Annotated in this window: 15 protein-coding genes; 3 read left to right on the top strand and 12 right to left on the bottom strand. The window is 60.2% G+C overall.

Annotated elements, in window-relative coordinates; translation table 11 throughout:
* Positions 1-5 precede the first annotated feature (5 nt).
* The 5 genes from ACEN9A_RS27665 to betI all read right to left on the bottom strand — a co-directional run bounded on the left by ACEN9A_RS27665 (position 6) and on the right by betI (position 7,183).
* Positions 6-1,355, bottom strand: coding sequence for a TldD/PmbA family protein (locus ACEN9A_RS27665; protein WP_258671407.1), 1,350 nt, complete (start codon positions 1,353-1,355; stop codon positions 6-8).
* On the bottom strand, positions 1,355-2,797 hold the full coding sequence (locus ACEN9A_RS27660; RefSeq protein ID WP_258671406.1) for a TldD/PmbA family protein: 1,443 nt from the start codon (positions 2,795-2,797) through the stop codon (positions 1,355-1,357). The genes ACEN9A_RS27665 and ACEN9A_RS27660 overlap by 1 nt, the downstream gene beginning before the upstream one ends.
* 286 nt (positions 2,798-3,083) lie before the next feature.
* Positions 3,084-4,787, bottom strand: a complete 1,704-nt coding sequence (gene betA / locus ACEN9A_RS27655) for a choline dehydrogenase (RefSeq protein WP_258671405.1) — start codon at positions 4,785-4,787, stop codon at positions 3,084-3,086.
* Between the two features lie 219 nt (positions 4,788-5,006).
* A complete protein-coding gene (gene betB / locus ACEN9A_RS27650; protein WP_019650270.1) occupies positions 5,007-6,479 on the bottom strand; it encodes a betaine-aldehyde dehydrogenase in 1,473 nt (490 codons plus the stop codon).
* A 110-nt stretch (positions 6,480-6,589) separates the two neighbouring features.
* Positions 6,590-7,183 carry a transcriptional regulator BetI gene (gene betI, locus ACEN9A_RS27645; RefSeq protein ID WP_018928769.1) on the bottom strand — a complete coding sequence of 198 codons (594 nt, stop codon included), beginning with the start codon at positions 7,181-7,183 and terminating at the stop codon, positions 6,590-6,592.
* Positions 7,184-7,563: 380 nt separating this feature from the next.
* Here betI and ACEN9A_RS27640 point away from each other — a divergent pair, with 380 nt between their 5' ends.
* Complete coding sequence (locus tag ACEN9A_RS27640) at positions 7,564-9,513, top strand: BCCT family transporter (RefSeq protein ID WP_230175556.1); 1,950 nt, start codon at positions 7,564-7,566, stop codon at positions 9,511-9,513.
* A gap of 313 nt (positions 9,514-9,826) precedes the next feature.
* On the opposite strand, the gene choV is transcribed toward ACEN9A_RS27640, so the two are convergent.
* The 3 genes from choV to ACEN9A_RS27625 form a co-directional block, all read right to left on the bottom strand.
* On the bottom strand, positions 9,827-11,005 hold the full coding sequence (choV, locus tag ACEN9A_RS27635; protein ID WP_007937962.1) for a choline ABC transporter ATP-binding protein: 1,179 nt from the start codon (positions 11,003-11,005) through the stop codon (positions 9,827-9,829).
* The gene (gene choW / locus ACEN9A_RS27630; RefSeq protein ID WP_007937964.1) at positions 11,002-11,847 is read right to left on the bottom strand and encodes a choline ABC transporter permease subunit; all 846 of its coding nucleotides are present in this window, start codon (positions 11,845-11,847) and stop codon (positions 11,002-11,004) included. Before choW ends, choV begins: the two co-directional genes overlap by 4 nt.
* A gap of 66 nt (positions 11,848-11,913) precedes the next feature.
* Entirely contained in the window at positions 11,914-12,861 is a 948-nt protein-coding gene (locus ACEN9A_RS27625; protein ID WP_018928773.1) for a choline ABC transporter substrate-binding protein, read from the bottom strand.
* Positions 12,862-13,297: 436 nt separating this feature from the next.
* Here ACEN9A_RS27625 and ACEN9A_RS27620 point away from each other — a divergent pair, with 436 nt between their 5' ends.
* Entirely contained in the window at positions 13,298-14,674 is a 1,377-nt protein-coding gene (locus ACEN9A_RS27620; RefSeq protein WP_018928774.1) for an L-serine ammonia-lyase, read from the top strand.
* A gap of 490 nt (positions 14,675-15,164) precedes the next feature.
* Complete coding sequence (gene gbdR / locus ACEN9A_RS27615) at positions 15,165-16,268, top strand: choline metabolism transcriptional regulator GbdR (RefSeq protein ID WP_007975492.1); 1,104 nt, start codon at positions 15,165-15,167, stop codon at positions 16,266-16,268.
* 161 nt (positions 16,269-16,429) lie between these two features.
* Here gbdR and ACEN9A_RS27610 read toward each other — a convergent pair whose 3' ends face one another.
* The 4 genes from ACEN9A_RS27610 to ACEN9A_RS27595 all read right to left on the bottom strand — a co-directional run bounded on the left by ACEN9A_RS27610 (position 16,430) and on the right by ACEN9A_RS27595 (position 19,878).
* A complete protein-coding gene (locus ACEN9A_RS27610) occupies positions 16,430-16,693 on the bottom strand; it encodes a hypothetical protein (RefSeq protein WP_019580667.1) in 264 nt (87 codons plus the stop codon).
* 385 nt (positions 16,694-17,078) lie between these two features.
* A complete protein-coding gene (locus ACEN9A_RS27605) occupies positions 17,079-18,242 on the bottom strand; it encodes a gamma-butyrobetaine dioxygenase (RefSeq protein ID WP_258671404.1) in 1,164 nt (387 codons plus the stop codon).
* 14 nt (positions 18,243-18,256) lie between these two features.
* Positions 18,257-18,733, bottom strand: a complete 477-nt coding sequence (locus ACEN9A_RS27600) for a thioesterase family protein (protein ID WP_019650275.1) — start codon at positions 18,731-18,733, stop codon at positions 18,257-18,259.
* Positions 18,734-18,912: 179 nt separating this feature from the next.
* Complete coding sequence (locus ACEN9A_RS27595) at positions 18,913-19,878, bottom strand: L-carnitine dehydrogenase (protein ID WP_258671402.1); 966 nt, start codon at positions 19,876-19,878, stop codon at positions 18,913-18,915.
* Positions 19,879-19,963 lie beyond the last annotated feature (85 nt).

Raw genomic sequence — 19,963 nt, 5'->3', positions numbered from 1 at the left:
TGTGTTTACAGGGTCAAGGTCAATCGGCTGACGAGCGCTCCTGGCAGCAATGCCGAAGACGTGTTCCGCTGACTGTAGGTGCTGGCCGACAACATCAGCTCGCGTTCCTCGGTCAACGCTTCCAGCTGCGAACCGAGCAGGCTGTAGGCGCTGTCATCGAAACGCATGGTGCTGACCGGTGCCTGAATCTCGCCGTTCTCGACCCAGAAGGTCGCGAACCGTGTCATGCCGGTCAGGCGCGCTGCCGGTTGGTCCGAGTAGTTCAGGTACCACAGGTTGCTGATGTACAGACCGGTGCCCAGTTGCTTGAGAATCTCGGCTTCAGGCAAAGCGCCGGCCGCCATGTTCAATGCACTTGGGGCTTCACCGCCGCCGGCGCCGTTGGCGGTCAGGCCGTATTCGGCGGCGCTGCGTGAACCGACCAGTTGCTCGCCCGCCTTGCCCTCAACAATCAGCCGCAGATCGCTGCGCGGATAACCTTCACCCGAAAACGCCGGGCTCAGGGAGCCGCTGACTTTTTCATCCAGGGACACCAACGGGCTGAACGAGCTGTCGCCACCGTAGAGCTTCTGCAGCGGACTGCTCTTGCTGGCAATCGACTGCGCCGAGAACCCGCCCCAACTGAGCATGCCCATGATTTCTTCCAGGGCTGCCGGCGCGAGGTACGCGCGGTACTGACCCGGCGCCAGCGTGCGCGTTGGCCGACCCAGAAACGCCAACTGCTCGCGGGCCTGCTGGAAACGCCGGGCAAAGCCTTTGCTGTTCCAGTCGTGCCCGGCATAGCTGGCTTTCACCGCCTGACCGTTTTCATGGAACAGGCTGAAATCGAAGTTGAAGCTGTTGGCCTGATGCCAGCCGAACGCGCCCGAAGAACTGGCGAAACCGCGACTGATCGGCCCGGCGGCATAGAAACCGACCAGATCCAGCCCCTCGCCGGCCTGAGTGATTTCAGCGACCACCTGCTCGGTATCCGGCAGCGGATGATCCTGCACGTTGTTGCTCTGCCAGTCGTCATGGTTGAGCAGCAGGTACGGGTCCTGAGGCAGCAGCGGCAGGGTCTCGCGCAACTGCTGCAGCCCCTCGGCCAGACGCTGAAGATCGACTTCCGGATCGCCCGACAACGTGATATCGAGGTCGGCGTGGCGCCCATCGTCGATCAGTTTGAAGCCGATGCTTGCCTGCTGCACCTGCCCGGCCTGACGCACCTTGGCGTGGTTGAAGCGCACGAAGGCCGACGATTCGGCGGCGTAGCTGAGGGTGAACTGCTCAGGCGTGCGCAACGCATCGCGCAGCCAGTTAACCAAGGCCTTGAACGAATCGGCCTGGCTTTTTGAAGTGCTCGTGGACGTACTCATCAGGCATCTCCCCCAAACACATCAACATTGCTGAACACACAGGCCGGCGACGCATGGCCGACACGGATCACCTGGTTCGGTTCGCCCTTGCCGCAGTTCGGCGTGCCCAGCACCTTGAAGGTGCTGACGTCACCGACGGCGCGCAGGCTCTTCCAGAATTGCGCGGAAATCGCCCGGTAATTCGGGTTCTTCACCACGCCTTTGAGTTCGCCGTTTTCGATCAACTGGCCCCATTCGCAGCCGAACTGGAACTTGTTGCGCGCATCGTCGATGGACCACGAACGGTTGGTGCTCATCAAAATGCCGTGCTCGATGTTGCCGATCAATTGCTCAAGCGATTGATCGCCAGGCTCGATGTTGAGGTTGGCCATGCGGTCGATCGGCGGGCGGTTCCAGCCGCAGGCGCGGCTGTTGGCCACGCCGTCGAGGCTGGCCCGGAACTGCGAGAGCGCGCCGCCCAATGGTCGCAGCAGCAAACCTTCCTTGATCAGAAATTGCTTGCTGGCGGCGGTGCCTTCGTCGTCATGGCCGTAGCTGGCGAGCTGTTCGGGGATGTCCGGGTCGAATGTCACGTTGAGCAGTTCGGAGCCGTATTGCAGGCGGCCGAAGTCTTCTGCCTTGACGAAACTGGTGCCGGCGTAATTGCGCTCGTCGCCGAGGATGCGGTCCAGTTCCAGCGGGTGACCGATGGACTCGTGGATTTGCAGCATCATCTGGTCGGGCATCAGCAACAGGTCGCGCGGACCTTGCGGGGTGTTCGGTGCCAGCAGCAATTGCAACGCCTGGTCGGCGACTTTCGGGCCGGCGCCGATCAGGCCGCAGCGGCTGATCACATCAAAGCCGCCCTGCTGACCGAAATTTTCGCGGCCGAGGGTGCGGGTCTGGCTGTCGCTACCGTCGTAGGCGGTGACGTCCATGCTCGGGTAGACGAAGCGCTGGGCCTGGCGCAGTTCAGCACCGGCGCTGTTGAGGTAGATCTGCTCGACGTTGGTGATGCCGATGCTCGCCTGCCAGTTCACCAGGCGTTCGTCCTTGGGCACGGCGGCGGATTCAGCGCCAAGCACTTGGTAGCATTCGCTGAGAGACGGGAAGGGCTGGTCGAGGCTCGGCGAGAAATAGTCGGCGCGGTCGCTGGAAACCGCTTGCTCACGCAAGTCGAGGAGCGCGTGGGGCTTGAGCCGACGGGCTTGCTGCTCGGCTTTCTCCAGCGCGGCTTGTAGCCCGGACTGGGACAGGTCGTTGGTCGCGGCATAGGCTTCGACGCCGTTGACCCGAACGGTCAGCATCGCACCTTCGTCCCGGCTCAGGCTCGGCGGTTCGGCGACGTTCTTGCGCACCGACAGGTACTGGCCGGATTCGCGTACATAACGCAGCGAAAAGAATTCAGCGCCCGTGCGCAACGCAGCAAAGCGCTGCTTGAGCTGGGGGTGGAAATCGAACATTCGGGAACCTCCTTGGTATGGAGTGGCGGCGAATCGGTGTTGCGAGGGGGGGTGAAACGTTTGCGTGGCGCTAGATTAGGCCTGCGTGGGGGTAGGATCAAGTGAAGAGAGGTGTAGGAAGAGTTGAGGTTGGCTGAGCCAGGAATTTATAGGCTGATCATTCCCACGCTCTGCGTGGGAATGCCGCCATGGAAGCTCTGTGTCCGCTGTGTGACGCGGAGCGTCACGGGATGCATTCCCACGCGGAGCGTGGGAATGATCAAGGCCGCGCCTCGGTGTAACTGCGTTACTGAGCGGTAGGGCTCACATCCCGCAACGGCTTACCCTTCACCGGTGCACCGCCGGCCACGTAGTATTTGGCCTTGCTGCGTGGCAGTGGCTTGCGACCGCGGATCTTGTCGGCGATTTTCTCGGCCATCATGATCGTTGGTGCGTTCAGGTTGCCGGTGGTGATGATCGGCATGATCGAGGCATCGACCACGCGCAGGCCTTGCATGCCATGTACACGACCTTCGCCATCGACCACGGCCATTTCGTCGGTGCCCATCTTGCACGAGCAGGACGGGTGGAACGCGGTTTCGGCGTGCTCGCGGATGAACTTGTCCAGCTGCTCGTCGGTTTGCACGTCGATGCCGGGGCTGATTTCGCGACCACGGAAGGCATCCAGCGCCGGCTGTTGCATGATTTCACGGGTCAGGCGGATGCCATCGCGGAATTCCTGCCAGTCCTGCTCGGTAGCCATGTAGTTGAACAGGATGCTCGGGTATTCGCGCGGATCCTTGGACTTGGCCTGGATACGACCGCGGCTTGGCGAACGCATGGAACCCATGTGCGCCTGGAAGCCGTGCTCTTTCACGCCGTTGCTGCCGTTGTAGTTAATCGCTACCGGCAGGAAGTGATACTGGATGTTCGGCCATTCGAATTCCGGGCGGGTACGAATGAAACCGCCGGCTTCGAACTGGTTGCTGGCGCCGATGCCGGTGCCGTTGAACAGCCACTCGGCACCGATGGCCGGTTGGTTGTGCAGGAGCAGCGACGGGTACAGCGAAACCGGTTGGGTGCAGGCGTATTGCAGGTACAACTCGAGGTGATCCTGCAGGTTTTCACCGACGCCCGGCAGGTCGTGGACCACCGGAATATCAAGCTTTTTCAGCAGTTCGGCCGGGCCGACACCGGAGCGTTGCAGGATCTGCGGCGACGCGATGGCGCCGGAGCACAGCAACACTTCCTTGCGGGCACGGACTTCAACGCGCTCTTCAGCCGCGCCGATCAGGTAACGCACGCCGACTGCACGCTTGCCTTCGAAAAGAATCTTGTCGGTCAGGGCGTGGGTGACGATGGTCAGGGTCGAACGCTTCTTGGCGATGTCCAGGTAACCGCGAGCGGTACTGGAGCGACGGCCTTTCGGCGTCACGGTGCGGTCCATCGGGCCGAAGCCTTCCTGCTGGTAACCGTTCAAGTCTTCGGTACGCGGGTAACCTGCTTGTACGCCTGCTTCAACCATCGCACTGAACAGCGGGTTGTTGCCGGCTTTAGGCGTGGTCACGCTGACCGGACCTTCACCACCGTGGTAGTCGTTCGGGCCGATGTCACGGGTTTCCGCCTTGCGGAAATACGGCAGGCAGTCGAGGTAAGTCCAGTCTTCCAGACCTGGCAGTTTTGCCCAGCCGTCGTAGTCCATGGCGTTGCCGCGGATGTAGCACATGCCGTTGATCAGCGAAGAACCACCCAGGCCCTTGCCGCGACCGCATTCCATCCGGCGACCGTCCATGTGTGGCTCTGGATCGGTTTCGTACGCCCAGTTGTAGCGACGACCTTGCAGCGGGAACGCCAAAGCCGCTGGCATTTGTGTGCGGAAATCCAGACGGTAATCCGGGCCGCCCGCTTCGAGCAGCAGGACGGTGACGCCTTCGTCTTCAGTCAGACGGGTCGCCAGGGTGTTACCGGCGGAGCCGGCACCGATGATGATGTAATCGAATACTTGGGACATTGAATGCACCCTCTTTGAAGTTGGTCAGGTCGCGGGTCGCCGATGCGCTGCGTGACCTGTGGCGAGGGGGCTTGCCCCCGTTCGGCTGCGCAGCAGTCGTAAAATCAGCGACCACGCTCTATCTGAAGACTTGCGATGTCTGGATGGGGGCCGCTTCGCGACCCAACGGGGCGATGCGGCGTTCCGACAAGCCCCCTCGCCACAGAGACCTCGCAGGCCTTAGAAAACCGAGGCGTAATCGCCCAGTTCGACCTGTACCGATTTGATGCGTGTGAAGTTGTTCAGCGAGCTGATGCCGTTCTCACGGCCCACGCCCGACTGCTTGTAGCCGCCGACCGGCATCTTGGCGTCGGACTCGCCCCAGGCGTTGATCCAGCAGATACCGGCTTCCAGTTGATGAATCACGCGGTGCGCGCGGTTCAGGTCTTTGGTAACGACGCCGGCAGCCAGGCCGAAGTCGGTGTCGTTGGCGCGACGGATCACTTCTTCTTCGGTTTCGTAGCTCAGGATGCTCATCACCGGGCCGAAGATTTCTTCGCGCACGATGGTCATTTCGTCGGTGCAGTCGGTGAACACGGTCGGCGCCACGAATGCGCCTTTGGCGAATTCGCCGTCGGTCAGACGAGCGCCGCCGCACAGCAGGCGAGCACCTTCTTCCTTACCTTTGGCGATGTAACCCAGCACGCTTTCCATGTGGGCGAAGCTGACCAGCGGGCCGAAGTTGGTGTTTTCGTCTTCCGGGTTGCCAACGCGGATGCGTGCAACGCGCTCAACGATCTTGGCTTCGAACGCGGCTTTCAGGTGGCTCGGGACGAACACGCGAGTGCCGTTGGTGCAGACCTGACCGGAGCTGTAGAAGTTGGCCATCATCGCGGTGTCGGCGGCGCGATCGAGGTCGGCGTCGTCGAAAATGATCAGCGGGGATTTGCCGCCCAGTTCCATGGTCACGTCTTTCAGCGTGGAAGCGGAAGCGCTGGCCATGACTTTCTTGCCGGTGTCGGTGCCGCCGGTGAAGGAGACTTTTTCGATGCGTGGGTGTTCGGTCAGCCAGGTGCCGACTTCACGGCCGCTGCCGGTCAACACGTTGAACACACCAGCCGGCAGGCCGGCTTCGGTGTAGATCTCGGCCAGTTTCAGGGTGGTCAGCGAGGTGACTTCGCTTGGCTTGAAGATCATCGCGTTACCGGCCGCCAGGGCTGGAGCGGATTTCCACAGGGCGATCTGGATCGGGTAGTTCCACGCGCCGATACCGGCCACGATGCCCAGTGGCTCGCGACGGGTGTAGACGAAAGAAGTGGTGCGCAGTGGAATCTGCTCGCCTTCGATGGCCGGTACCAGACCTGCGTAGTATTCCAGCACGTCAGCGCCGGTGACGATGTCGACGTAACGGGTTTCGGAGTACGCCTTGCCGGTGTCCAGGGTTTCCAGGGCGGCCAGTTCATCGTTGCGCTCGCGCAGGATGTCGACGGCACGACGCAGGATGCGCGAACGCTCCATGGCGGTCATCGCGGCCCAGATTTTCTGGCCCTTTTCGGCACTGACCACTGCACGCTCGACGTCTTCCTTGGTCGCACGTTGTACTTTTGCGAGGACTTCACCGTTAGCCGGGTTGATGGCTTCGAAGGTGGCGTCGCTGCTGGCGTCACTGTAGCCGCCGTCGATGTAGAGTTTTTGCAGTTCGAAACGGGCCATAAAGTCCTCGCAAGTGCATAAGTTGGTTGGCGTTGACCACTGGGACGTGCCGTGTAGCGTTGGCGACGCTGATCAGTGGCGTTCAGGGGCTGAGCGGTTTTATGTGTGCTCTAACTCACCTGCTTGGCCAATTGGATATCCATGTATTCGTAAGCGATTCTTTGCGCCTGCTCGGTGTCGAAAGCATCTCCCGACAGCGCGCCGCGCAACCACAAACCGTCAATGAGGGCTGCCAGGCCCCGGGCGGCGCTGCGCGCTTGATCAAGCGGCAACGCACGGCGGAACTGGCAGCACAGGTTGGAATACAGACGGTGATCGTTGATCCGCTGCAACCTGTGCAAAGACGGCTGGTGCATGCTGGTGGCCCAGAAGGCCAACCAGGTTTTCATTGCCGGGCCATTGACCTGGCTGGCGTCGAAGTTGCCTTCGATAATCACCTGCAGATGCGCCCGTGGGCTGTCATCTGCCATCGCCTGACGGCGCGCGGTGACGTTCTCGCTGAGGACGCTCATCAGATACCGCATCGTGGCGGCGATCAGGCCATTCTTGTCCTGAAAATAGTGACTGATGATGCCATTCGAGACACCGGCCAAACGGGCGATCAGCGCAATGCTGGCGTCCCCCATGCCGACCTGATCGACGGCCTGTAGCGTGGCTTCGATCAATTGCTGGCGGCGGATGGGTTGCATACCGACCTTGGGCATCTTGCACATCTCCTTAGGCCTTCCGGTGGACGAAATACGCCTACCGGATTGAGGGCCAGTCTATTTTGTTTTGATTGAACGTTCAATCAACAAAGAATAAGATCTGCGACAATTCGTCGCTGCCTACAGGTTTTTCCTACGTGTAGTGGGCGGAAAAACGACATCTGAACATGCTCGAAACCCACACGCACTGGCGTTCCATGGGTTTCGGGCTTTTTTCGGGGTGTCTTTATATCACCCGCCGGTCGGCTGCCAACTAATCGATTGGTCGGGTAACGCGTTGCCTTGTGTTCTTCTCTCGCACTGCCCGGAGCATCTGTGCCATGAGTTCTGCCTCTCTAATAAAGACCCCACCCGAGAAGGTGACGGTCAACGGTTGGGTGTTCTACACCTCTACCGCGTTGATTCTGTTGTTGACCGCCATTCTGATCATCGCCCCGCAAGAGGCCGGCAGAATGCTCGGCATTGCCCAGGCGTGGTTGTCCCGCAGCTTCGGCTGGTACTACATGGTGGTGATCGCCGCCTACCTGGTGTTTGTGGTTGGCCTGGCGTTTTCGTCCTATGGCAAGCTCAAGCTGGGCAGCAAGGACGATACCCCGGACTTCAGCTATGGCGCCTGGGCGGGGATGCTGTTCTCGTCGGGTATCGGCATCTCGCTGTTGTACTTCGGTGCGTCCGAGCCGCTGGACCATTACTTCAACCCGCCGGAAGGCGTGGCCGGCAGCAACCTTGCCGCACGTCAGGCAGTGCAGCTGACGTTCCTGCATTGGGGCCTGCATGGCTGGGCGATCTACGCTTTGGTCGGCCTGGCCGTGGCGTACTTTGCTTATCGTCATAACCAGCCGCTGGCGCTGCGTTCGGCGCTGTATCCGTTGGTCGGCGAGCGTTGGGTCAAAGGCGCGGCCGGTCATGCGGTGGACGGTTTCGGCATGTTCGTGACCCTGCTGGGGCTGGTGACGAACCTGGGGATTGGTTCGCTGCAAGTCTCGTCGGGGCTGGAAAACCTGTTCGGCATGGCGCACAGCAACACCAACTTGCTGATCGTGATCATCGTGATGAGCACCGTGGCGACCATTGCAGCGGTGTCCGGTGTGGAAAACGGCATTCGTCGTCTGTCCAACCTGAACATCGTGCTGTTCAGCGGTCTGCTGATTTTCGTGCTGTTGTTCGGCCCGACCCTGCACCTGCTCAACGGCTTTGTGCAGAACATTGGTGACTACCTGAATGGCGTGGTGCTAAAGACCTTCGACCTCTACGTGTATGAAGGCGACAGTGAGAAGTCTGACCGCTGGCTGGGTCTGTGGACCCTGTTCTACTGGGCCTGGTGGATTTCCTGGGCACCATTTGTCGGCATGTTCATCGCGCGTATTTCCCGTGGTCGCACGGTGCGGGAACTGGTCGCCGGTGTGCTGCTGATCCCGCTGGGTTTCACCCTGGCATGGCTGTCGATCTTCGGTAACTCGGCCCTGGACCTGGTGATGAACCATGGGGCGGTGGAGCTCGGGAAGACGGCGCTGGAACAGCCATCGATGGCGATCTACCAGTTGCTTGAGCATTACCCGGCGTCGAAAGTTGTCATTGGCGTGTCGATTTTTGTCGGTTTCGTGCTGTTCCTGACCCCGGCGGACTCCGGCGCGGTGATGATGGCCAACCTTTCGTGCAAGGGCGGCAACGTCGACGAAGATGCGCCGCACTGGCTGCGGATTTTCTGGTCGGTGGTGATCACCCTGGTAACCATCGGTCTGCTGTTCGCCGGTAACTTCGAAGCTATGCAAACCATGGTGGTGCTGGCAGGGCTGCCGTTCTCGGTGGTGCTGGTGTTCTTCATGTTCGGCTTGCACAAGGCCATGCGCCAGGACGTGCAGATCGAACAGGAGCAAGCGGAACTGGCGGCGCGTGGTCGTCGTGGTTTCAGCGAGCGTCTGACCCAGCTGGATTTGCAGCCGAATCAGTCGATTGTTCAGCGTTTCATGGACAAACAAGTCAGCCCGGCGCTGGAAGAGGCCGTGGTTCAACTGCGCGGCAAGGGCCTGGACGTGCAAACGTTGCTGGGCAAAGCCAAGCGTTGCATGGGCCTGCGGATCGAGATGGAAGAGGGCAATCCTTTTGTCTACGAAGTGAGCCTGGACGGTTATCTGGCGGCGGCGAGCGAAACGGTGTCGGCCGAAAGTGCCGATGAACCGCGCGCACGTTACTACCGCGCTGAGGTGTACCTGCACAACGGCAGCCAGGACTATGACTTGATGGGCTTCACTCAGGATCAGATCACCCGTGACGTGCTCGATCAGTTTGAAAGCCATCGGCAGCTGCTTGGCCGGGTTTATAGCTGAGTAGTGATAGATCGTTCCCGCGCTTTGCGTGGGAACGCCAAGGGGCTCAATTGAGCCCCTTTTTTGCGCTTCGCTGATCGATTGTGGCGAGGGAGCTTGCTCCCGCTCGACTGCGCAGCAGTCGCAAATCCGGATAGCATGCTCAGTCTGAATGACCGTGGTGTCGGGGTGTCGGGGTGTCGGGGTGTGGGGTTGCTCCGCGACCCAACGGGGGCAAGCCCCCTCGCCACAGTAGTCCGCGTTTACAGCTGAATATCTGCACAAACAAAAACGCCGCGATCATCTCGCGGCGTTTTCGTGTCTGCTGTCTTGCTTACCCCAGGTTCTTGCCGAGCAGCGCGTGGTACAGCTCGCTGTCGCCCAGGATCCCGACCACTTTGTTGTTGTCGTGCAGCACCAGCTTGTTGCCGGTCTGGTAACGAATCTGCAGCGCGTCGCGCATACCGATGTTGGAGTCCACCAGCGTTGGTCGACGACCCAGGGCTTCAACCGCTTGCCCCGGTATCCAGTTCTGCAGGTCCAGGCTCGAGCCGTTCTGGCGTGCGCCTTTGATGGTGTTGCCTTCGGCCAGGTCCAGCCAAGAATCGCCGCCCGGATCCAGGCACACCGAACCGTTGATGCGTTTGCAGTTGTCCAGGGTGCGCATCAGGCTGCGACCACACAATACGTTCAGCGGATTGGTGTGGGCGACGAAGGTGCGCACGTAATCGTCCGCAGGGTTCAGGACGATTTCTTCCGGCACGCTGTACTGGATGATCCGGCCGTCTTTCATGATCGCGATACGGCTGCCCAGCTTCAGGGCTTCATCGAGGTCGTGGCTCACGAAGACGATGGTCTTGCTCAGCTTGTTTTGCAGTTCCAGCAGTTCGTCTTGCAGGCCTTGGCGAATCAGCGGGTCGAGGGCCGAGAACGGCTCGTCCATCAGCAGGATGTCGGCGTCCATCGCCAGCGCGCGGGCCAGGCCGACACGCTGCTGCATGCCGCCGGAGAGCTCATTGGGTTTCTTGTTGCGCCACTGGGTCAGGCCCACCAGCTCAAGCTTCTCGTCCACCAGTTTGCGGCGTTCTTTCTCGGGGCGACCCTGCATTTCCAGACCGAAGCTGATGTTCTCGCGCACTGTCAGCCAGGGCATCAGGGCGAACTTCTGGAACACCATCGCGATGCGCTTGGTGCGCATCATCTTCAGTTCCGCCGGGGTGCAGGACGCGATGTCGATCTGCCGGCCTTCGTGTTCGACGAACAACTTGCCACGGCTAACGGTGTTGAGGCCGTTGATGCAGCGCAACAGGCTGGATTTGCCGGAGCCGGACAAACCCATCAGCACACAGATTTCACCTTTTTCGATGTCCAGGCTGGCCTTTTCGACACCGACGATTTGCCCGGTCTTTTTCAGAATCTCGTTGCGGGTCATGCCCTGGTCGAGCAGTTTGAGAGCCGCGCGTGGATCTTTGGAGAAGATCACGTCCACGTCTTCGAAGCGAATAATGCTCATGCGTCACCCCCTACTTTGGCTTCGGGTTGTTTGCAGATACGGTCGAGCATGATCGCCAGCAGTACGATCGCCAGGCCTGCTTCGAAGCCCAGTGCGATATCAGCAGTGTTCAGTGCGTTGACCACGGGTTTGCCCAGGCCGTCGGCGCCCACCAGTGCCGCAATCACCACCATCGACAACGACAGCATGATGCACTGGGTGATACCGGCCGCGATGCTTGGCATGGCGTGGGGCAGTTCGATGCGCGAGAGCAACTGACGGCGGGAACAGCCGAAGGCTTTGCCGGCGTCCATCAGTTCGTCCGGAACATCGCGGATGCCCAGGTAGGTCAGGCGGATGGGCGCGGCAATCGCGAACACCACCGTCGAGATCAGACCCGGGACCACACCCAGACCGAAGAGGGTCAGGGTAGGAATGAGGTACACGAACGTCGGTACGGTCTGCATCAGATCGAGCACCGGCCGCATCATTGTGTAGAACATCGGTTTGTGCGCGGCGACGATGCCCAACGGCACGCCGATCACCACGCAGACCAGGGTGGCGAACAACACCTGGGCGAGGGTTTCCATGGTTTCCTGCCAGTACCCCAGATTGAGGATCAGCAGGAAGGAGGCGATGACGAAAACGGTCAGGCCCCATTTGCGTTGGATGAAATGTGCCAGTAGCGCGATGAGGCCGATCAATGCCAGCGGGTTGAACCAGGTCAGCGCAAAAGTCACGCCGTGGATCATCGTTTCCAGTGACACGGCGATGGCGTCGAAGGTGCTGGCGCCGTGTTGCGTCAACCATTCAACGAAGCTCGCGATGTACTGGCCTAAGGGTATTTTCTGATCAATCAGCATGGTAGTGAACGTCCGCATGCAAGGAAATAAACAGCCCGGGCAGGCGAGCCTGCCCGGCGTAAGCGATTACTGCGCGAGCTTGGCTTTCACGGCCTCCAGGCCTGGTTTACCGTCAATGGTGGTCACGCCAGCGAGCCAGGTATCGAGCACCTGTGGGTTCTTTTTCAGCCAGGCCTTGGCGGCCGCTTCAGGCTTCATCTTGTCGTCCAGGATGTTGCCCATCAGCGTACTCTCCATGTCGACGGTGAACTCCAGGTTTTTCAGCAGTTGGCCGACGTTGCTGCACTCTTGGGTATACCCCTTGCGAGTGTTGGTCGCAACGGTGGCAGCACCGAAATCCGGGCCGAAGAAGTCATCGCCACCGGTCAAGTACTGAATCTTGAAACGTTTGTTCATCGGGTGCGGTGCCCAGCCGAGGAACACCACGGCGGTGTCGCGTTTTTGCGCACGGTCGACTTGCGACAGCATGCCCGCTTCGCTGGACTCGACGACTTTGAAACCGGCGGTTTTGAGACCGAAGGCGTCTTTGTCGATCATGCTCTGGATCAGACGGTTGCCGTCGTTGCCTGGTTCGATACCGTAGATCTTGCCGTCGAGTTCTTTCTTGAATTTGGCGATGTCGGCAAAGTCATGCAGCCCTTTGTCGTACAGCGCTTGTGGTACGGCGAGGGTGTATTTGGCACCTTTGAGGTTGGTGCGCACGGTTTCCACGGTGCCGGCATCCCGATAGGCCTTGATGTCGTTTTCCATGGTCGGCATCCAGTTACCCAGGAACACGTCCATGTTCTTGCCGTCGGCCAGGGACTTGTAGGTCACCGGCACGGAAATCATCGTGGTCTTGGTCTTGTAGCCGAGGGCGTTGAGCACAACGCTGGTGGTCGCGGTGGTCGCGGTAATGTCCGTCCAGCCGACATCGGAGAAGTTTACGGTGCTGCATTGGGCCGGCTCTGCGGCTTGAGCCAGGAACGGCAGACTCAGCATGGCGGCCAACAACAACGACGGGGAACCTTTCATAGGGGCGACTCCTAAGTGTTTTTTTTGGCAGTGTTCCGACTGGACCACCGCACTTATCTGTTGCGGTTGGATGGCGTTTTGGAGACAGCTCTACCACAGCGCCTTGCAATCGAGTCGATACGATCATGTACCAGTGAAAATCTGACGCCTACAGGGTGCGTCGTAACCAGTACAGGGATGGTCGCATCCAGTGTCGGTGACGTCGTTTACAGCTTTTTTCAGCCCGATTTGCCCCGCTGATCCGCAAAAAAGCGGCGAAAACATTGCGTAAGAGACCTGCGGCGCTAGTGGGCATGAGTGCGTCGGTGTGAGACGTTGAACGACATGGTAAAAGCCTGATGATGCGGCCATCTCGACGGATTGCAGCTTGAGAGTAGCAGCTCCGTCACTGGGCGCTTTTGCGCCTGGAGCAGGCACATCCAGGAGTTCAGCAGTAATGGCTATCAGCGTTTTCGACCTGTTCAAAATCGGCATCGGCCCTTCCAGTTCGCACACCGTGGGGCCTATGCGCGCCGCGGCGCTGTTCGTGCAAGGTTTGCGCGAGCGGGGGCTTCTGGAGCAGGTGTGTCGCATCGAAGTTCAGCTATACGGATCGCTCTCGGCCACCGGCATCGGCCACGGCAGCGACAACGCGGTGATCATGGGGTTGATGGGCGAGTGGCCCGACGCGATCGATCCGTCGCAAATCGGCATCCGTATAGAAGCCTTGCGTGAAACCCACACGCTATTGCTCGACGGCCGCTTGTCGGTCCCGTTCATCTGGGCTCGGGACATGCGCCTGATCGACGAGAACCTGCCGTTCCATCCGAACGCCATGACCCTGGTCGCCGAAGGCGATCACGGCGAGCTGCATCGCGATACCTACTATTCCATCGGCGGCGGTTTTGTCGTCGACGAGGCGCAAGCTTCCAGCGGTGTGGTGGATCTGGATAACACCGTGCTGCCTTACGATTTCTCCAGTGCCGTCGAATTGCTCAGCCTGTGCAAGAAGCACAACCTGCGCGTGGCCGAATTGATGATGGCCAACGAGAAAGTCTGGCGCAGCGAAGAAGAAATCCGCAGCGGCCTGATGAAGCTCTGGCGCGCCATGCAGGATTGTGTGGAGCAAGGCCTCAAGCACGAAGGCATCCTGCCCGGCGGTCTTAATGTGCGCCGTCGCGCGGCCAAGTTGCACCGCAGCTTGCAAGAGCTGAACAAGCCCAACGTGATCGGCTCGACCTTGAGCGCGATGGAGTGGGTCAACCTGTTCGCGTTGGCGGTCAACGAAGAAAACGCTGCCGGCGGGCGCATGGTCACGGCACCGACCAACGGTGCGGCGGGGATCATTCCGGCGGTGTTGCACTACTTTATGAAATTCAGCGAGGCAGTGACCGACGCCAATGTGGTCGATTACTTCCTCAGTGCCGCGGCGGTAGGGATTCTGTGCAAAAAGAACGCCTCGATCTCCGGTGCCGAAGTCGGTTGCCAGGGGGAAGTCGGTTCGGCTTGCGCCATGGCGGCGGCCGGGTTGGCGGAGGTTCTCGGTGCTACGCCGGAGCAGTTGTGCAACGCGGCGGAAATCGGCCTGGAACACAACCTCGGCCTGACTTGCGACCCGGTGGGCGGGCTGGTGCAGGTGCCGTGCATCGAGCGCAATGCGATTGCCGCGGTGAAAGCGATCAACGCCGCGCAAATGGCGCTGCGCGGTGATGGCCAGCACTTTATCTCGCTGGACCGGGTGATCCGTACCATGCGTGATACCGGTGCCGACATGCACGACAAATATAAAGAGACATCGCGCGGTGGCTTGGCGGTTAGCGCGGTGGAGTGCTGAAACCGAGTTGACCTGTGGAGAGGGGGCAAGCCTGCTCTCCACAAAGACCTCATGTGCTACACCAGACCAGTCAAAACTGCGCACCAAGTGAACACGCGCACTAAAACGCGCCACCTTTTGGCGCGTCGCAAACAGGCAAGCCCGGCTCCCCGGTCGGGGATCAAATTCAAACCCTGACCGTTCGTCACCTGTGCCAGCGGTGACACTCTTGACCGCCGCGTCGCAGACCTGTTCCCACAAGTGCTACCGATTTGCTCACACGCAACAGGGGCACGGGTTTGGGGCCTTTGATGGCACTTTTAACCTCTTATCTCTGCGCGCCATATCTAGACGCATCGCGACGTCGTTTTCAGGAGTTATTGAACGCGCATTCAATTTAGGCATGGCAATTGCTCTGTCATTACAAAGCCCGTCTCCCACGCGAGAACGATGGCAATAAAAAGAGCCTCCGCCTGAGGCCATCACCCGCTTTGTGTGAGGAGATACCGCGATGACGACGTTCAACTCCGGGGCCCAACCCCAGAACCGTGCGCCTCAATCCATCGGCTTTCTGCTGCTGGACAATTTCACGCTGATTTCTCTGGCCTCCGCAGTAGAACCCCTGCGCATGGCCAACCAATTGTCCGGCCGCGAGCTGTATCGCTGGACCACGCTCACCGTCGATGGCGGTCAGGTCTGGGCCAGTGACGGCCTGCAGATCACCCCCGACGCCTCCATGCACAAAGCACCACCCATGGACACCGTCATTGTCTGCGGCGGCATCGGCATTCAGCGCACCGTAACCCGTGAGCATGTGTCGTGGCTGCAAAGCCAGGCGCGTCAGTCCCGTCGTCTCGGCGCGGTCTGCACCGGCAGCTGGGCCCTGGCGTGCGCCGGCCTGCTGGACGGTTTCGATTGCAGCGTGCACTGGGAATGTCTGGCCGCTATGCAGGAAGCTTTCCCGCGTGTGGCCATGAGTACCCGTCTGTTCACCCTCGACCGTAACCGGTTCACCAGCTCCGGCGGCACTGCGCCGCTGGACATGATGCTGCACCTGATCAGCCGTGATCACGGTCGTGAACTGTCGGCCGCGATTTCGGAGATGTTCGTCTACGAGCGTATCCGCAACGAGCAGGATCACCAGCGCGTGCCGCTCAAGCACATGCTCGGCACCAACCAGCCGAAACTGCAGGAAATCGTGGCGCTGATGGAGGCTAACCTCGAAGAGCCGATCGACCTTGATGAACTGGCGGTTTATGTCGCCGTTTCGCGTCGTCAGCTGGAGCGGCTGTTCCAGAAATACCTGCACTGTTCGCCGTCGCGTTACTACCTGAAACTGCGCCTGATCCGTGCTCGGCAACTGCTCAAGCAAACGCCGATGTCGATCATCGAAGTGGCGTCGGTGTGTGGGTTCGTGTCCACGCCGCACTTCTCCAAGTGCTACCGCGAATACTTCGGCATTCCACCGCGTGACGAGCGCGTAGGCTCCAATACCACGCAACAAGTGGCGATGATGCCGCTGCCGCAAGCCTTGGTGCTGTCGCCGTTGTCCGGGCCGCTGTCGGCGTTGAGCCAGGCGCGTAATGAATCGACGTTTGCCAGCGTAAGGCTCTAAACCAGGCAAACTATAGTGGCGAGGGAGCTTGCTCCCGCTGGGCTGCGGAGCAGCCCCAAAACCGGTACATGCATTCTTCATTCACATGTACCGGTTTTGCGACCGCTTCGCGCTCGAGCGGGAGCAAGCTCCCTCGCCACAAAGTGTTCACACCCCGGAAATCAGGCGCTATGGCTCTGTTGGTATTGCGCCAATGCCGGTAACAGTTGCTTGTCAATGGCCTGACGCACGGCCGGCTGGATTGACGCGCTGCTGGTGTACATCTGCTTGACCATGGTTCGCAGTTCCATTGCCCGCTCGTTGTTCAAGCCCCGTACTGCGCATTCGCAGGCTTGCTCGGCGGTTGCGCCGGGGGGCACTGAAAACCCCAACGCTTTCAGCTGGCTCAACAGGTCTTCCTGGTCTATCAAATCGGCGTACATCATGACGCAATCCTTCTTCAGGGAACGGTGTCGTGGTTCGATTCTGGTAGGGGCTGTGGGTGTCGGCAAGGACGATTTGTCGCAATGGCCGCAATACCTATGAACAGGTCGCTTTCGGCTAACTTGCAAAAGAGGGGAGTAGGCACACTGGACTCAGCTGGCTTCACGAAGGTTTGGTCACCCTCGCGCATCAGCTCCTCAACAGTACCCTCCTCAGCTCCGATCTTGTCACGGCTTGATCGGGGTTTTTTTTGCCTGCGAATCCAGAATTTGTGTTGTTTGTGCGGACGCCATCGCGGCGGTGCGGCGATCCGACAAGCCACGCTCCCACAGGGGTCGTGAGTAACCTGTGGGAGCGTGGCTTGCCCGCGATGAACGATGACGCGGTCTAGCGTTGCAAAACGAGAATGCGCGACAGCAATTCATCCCGGTCGACATAACAACCCTGGAAATGCCGTGCACCGGTGGCGGGGTCGAAGGCGTTGCGGGCGTGAAGGGTGCGGCGGTTGTCGAAGCACCACAACTCGCCGGGGTTGAGCCGTGTCATCACCCGGAAACGCGCCTCGCGGGTCATCGCAATGAAACGCCGGTAAGCGCGATACAGCCTGGGCATCTGCTCCACTGAAGCATCGAATGGCCCACGCAGAAAGTTCGCCATGCGGATTTCCGACACTTGCCCGAACGCATCCAGCGCGATGATCGGCGCCAGGCAGCGGTAGTCGCTGTGGCGGTCCTTGTTGCGGAACTCCACGGGGATTTCACACAAGGCTTGAAACGCCTCTGGATCTTCCTGACGCAAGGCTTGGGCGATGGCAAAACCGTCGACGAAAATACTTTCGCCACCGTCGGCGTCATTCACCAGGCAATGCAGAAATTGCAGCCCCGGTTGCAACTCCCGGGTCGGCAAATCGCTGTGCAGTGGCAGGTTGAAGGCGGTATAGGCATTGCTGTCGGCATCGGCCTTGGATTGCACGTTGAACAGCACGCCGAAATTGCTCTCGCGGATGAACGAAATCCGCTGGGCGATCAGCTTCAGCGAGCCCGGCTCGGTGGGGACGCCGCGCACTTGAGTCAGGCCGATATCGCGCACGGCCAGCAGCCATTGCAACAAGGCGTCGTTGTTCTCCATCAGGGCCTGGTATTCGAATACCGGCAGCTGCAAATCGCTGTGCCAAAGCCTGGCTTTCGGTTTTCCGGCCTGGCGTTCGGCGCGAGATTCATCGTCATAGGCATGGGCCCGCAGCCAGCCCGGATCGAAGCGGCTGAGGTGACCGTCCTGCCAATCGACGCACAGACAACCTTCGGCATCGACCGTGGCGTTTTCAGGCATCAGGTGCTCTGCGACATCGACGATTTCCAGCACTTGCTCACGGGTCACCGTGTAGACGCACAGTGGGCACGGGCAGTTGTCCCGCAGCCATTGATGATGAAAAGGGCTGACCCGACCGTCCGCCCACTTCACTTGAATTCGGTCCGCCAGGGTGTGCACGGCGGTCAACGCGCTGATCAACGGATAGGTGCGGAAATCGGCAAAAGCGGCGGCGGTGTTCATGGTTGGGCTCCTTGTTATTTCTCTGGGGGTAATGCGATCACTCGGCCGATCCAGGCGGGTGCGGGCAAGTCGGCCTGTTCGGCGACAATGGCCTGCAGCTTGCTCAAGGTTTCTTCGCTGAACGGTGCGGATCGCGGCCCGGCGAGGTCGACGTGCAGCAGCATTTGTTCATTTCCCGCCAGCTCCTTGTCACCGCCCACCAGATGCAGGCTGTGGTAGAGGTGCAGGCGCTTGCGGTCGTGGCCGATGATCTGCGTATGCACTTCGACGTCTGCATCGAGTTTCACTTCGTGCAGGTAATTGAGGTGCAATTCGAGGGTAAACAGCGAGTGGCCGCTGGCCTCGCGGTTGTTGCTGTCCATACCTAGCCGATCCATCAACGCGTCAGTGGCGTAGCTGAAAATCAGCAGGTAGAAGGCATCGCGCAGATGGCCGTTGTAGTCGACCCAGTCGGGGATGATTCTGGTTTGGTAGGTGGTGAGGGTGGGCATGGTGGAACTCCACAGATAATCGCTGGTGTACACATGTGTGGCGAGGGAGCTTGCTCCCGCTGGACTGCGAAGCAGTCCCAAAACCGGTGGATGCGAGGTATCAGTCGAATCGCGTTTGCTGGTTTTACGACCGCTTCGCGGCCGAGCGGGAGCAAGCTCCCTCGCCACAGGGTGTGTGTTTATTCGCTGAAGGCCATCCCATGCTTCTCTTTGGTGGTTTTCACCGCCTCCAGCACCGCCAGCAAGCAATCGTCACGATAGCGTTCCAGTGCCGAGATGCTGTGTTTGCCCAACTGATCGCTGGTGCCATCCACCACATCGTCAATCAACTTGTCGGTCAGCTCCGGTGCCGGCAGGTACGTCCACGGCAACTGCAACGCTGGCCCGAACTGCGCCATGAAGTGCCGCATCCCGGCATCGCCACCGGCCAGGGTGTAGGTCAGGAAGGTGCCCATGAACGACCAGCGCAGGCCTGCGCCAAAACGAATCGCATCGTCGATTTCACCGGTGGTCGCCACGCCGTCGTTGACCAGGTGCAGCGCCTCACGCCACAAGGCTTCGAGCAAACGGTCGGCGATAAATCCCGGTACTTCCTTGCGCACATGCAGCGGGCGCATCCCCAGGGATTCATAGACTTTCATCGCCGCTTGCACCGCTTCTGGCGCGGTGTTCTTGCCGCCGACCACTTCCACCAATGGCAGCAGATAAACCGGGTTGAACGGGTGCCCGACCACGCAGCGTTCCGGGTGCGTCGAACTCTCGTAAAACTCGCTCGGCAACAGTCCCGAGGTGCTGGAACCGATCAATGCATTGGGCTTGGCCGCCGCGCTGATTTTGCTGTGCAGTTCCAGTTTCAGGTCCAGACGCTCGGGGGCGCTTTCCTGAATGAAATCCGCGTCGCGAACACATTCCTCGATGGTGGCGACAAAGCGCAGCCGATCCTGCGATGCGCCGGGTGCCAGGCCTTGTTTCTCCAGCGCGCCCCAGGCATTGGCGACGCGTTTGCGCAGCGCCGCTTCGGCACCGGGCGCCGGATCCCAGGCCACCACATCGAGGCCGTGGGCGAGGGCGCGGGACACCCAGCCGCTGCCGATGACACCGCTGCCCAGTGCTGCGAAGGTTTTGATATCAGTGATAAAGCTCATGGCGACTTCCTGAATTGGGTTCAAAAAAAATGTGGGAGCGAGCCTGTGTGGCGAGGGGGCTTGCCCCCGTTGGGTCGCGAAGCGG

Source organism: Pseudomonas sp. Pseusp18 (assembly GCF_059506005.1).
Note: the sequence above shows the minus strand (reverse complement) of the source record. Positions and strands in the feature narration are given on the sequence as shown.

Excerpts from the sequence above, each read along its gene's own strand:
- ACEN9A_RS27665 (WP_258671407.1), bottom strand. The coding sequence starts at position 1,355 with ATGAGTACGTCCACGAGCACTTCAAAAAGCCAGGCCGATTCGTTCAAG.
- ACEN9A_RS27660 (WP_258671406.1), bottom strand. The coding sequence starts at position 2,797 with ATGTTCGATTTCCACCCCCAGCTCAAGCAGCGCTTTGCTGCGTTGCGC.
- betA (WP_258671405.1), bottom strand. The coding sequence starts at position 4,787 with ATGTCCCAAGTATTCGATTACATCATCATCGGTGCCGGCTCCGCCGGT.
- betB (WP_019650270.1), bottom strand. The coding sequence starts at position 6,479 with ATGGCCCGTTTCGAACTGCAAAAACTCTACATCGACGGCGGCTACAGT.
- betI (WP_018928769.1), bottom strand. The coding sequence starts at position 7,183 with ATGCCCAAGGTCGGTATGCAACCCATCCGCCGCCAGCAATTGATCGAA.
- choV (WP_007937962.1), bottom strand. The coding sequence starts at position 11,005 with ATGAGCATTATTCGCTTCGAAGACGTGGACGTGATCTTCTCCAAAGAT.
- choW (WP_007937964.1), bottom strand. The coding sequence starts at position 11,847 with ATGCTGATTGATCAGAAAATACCCTTAGGCCAGTACATCGCGAGCTTC.
- ACEN9A_RS27625 (WP_018928773.1), bottom strand. The coding sequence starts at position 12,861 with ATGAAAGGTTCCCCGTCGTTGTTGTTGGCCGCCATGCTGAGTCTGCCG.
- ACEN9A_RS27620 (WP_018928774.1), top strand. The coding sequence starts at position 13,298 with ATGGCTATCAGCGTTTTCGACCTGTTCAAAATCGGCATCGGCCCTTCC.
- gbdR (WP_007975492.1), top strand. The coding sequence starts at position 15,165 with ATGACGACGTTCAACTCCGGGGCCCAACCCCAGAACCGTGCGCCTCAA.
- ACEN9A_RS27610 (WP_019580667.1), bottom strand. The coding sequence starts at position 16,693 with ATGATGTACGCCGATTTGATAGACCAGGAAGACCTGTTGAGCCAGCTG.
- ACEN9A_RS27605 (WP_258671404.1), bottom strand. The coding sequence starts at position 18,242 with ATGAACACCGCCGCCGCTTTTGCCGATTTCCGCACCTATCCGTTGATC.
- ACEN9A_RS27600 (WP_019650275.1), bottom strand. The coding sequence starts at position 18,733 with ATGCCCACCCTCACCACCTACCAAACCAGAATCATCCCCGACTGGGTC.
- ACEN9A_RS27595 (WP_258671402.1), bottom strand. The coding sequence starts at position 19,878 with ATGAGCTTTATCACTGATATCAAAACCTTCGCAGCACTGGGCAGCGGT.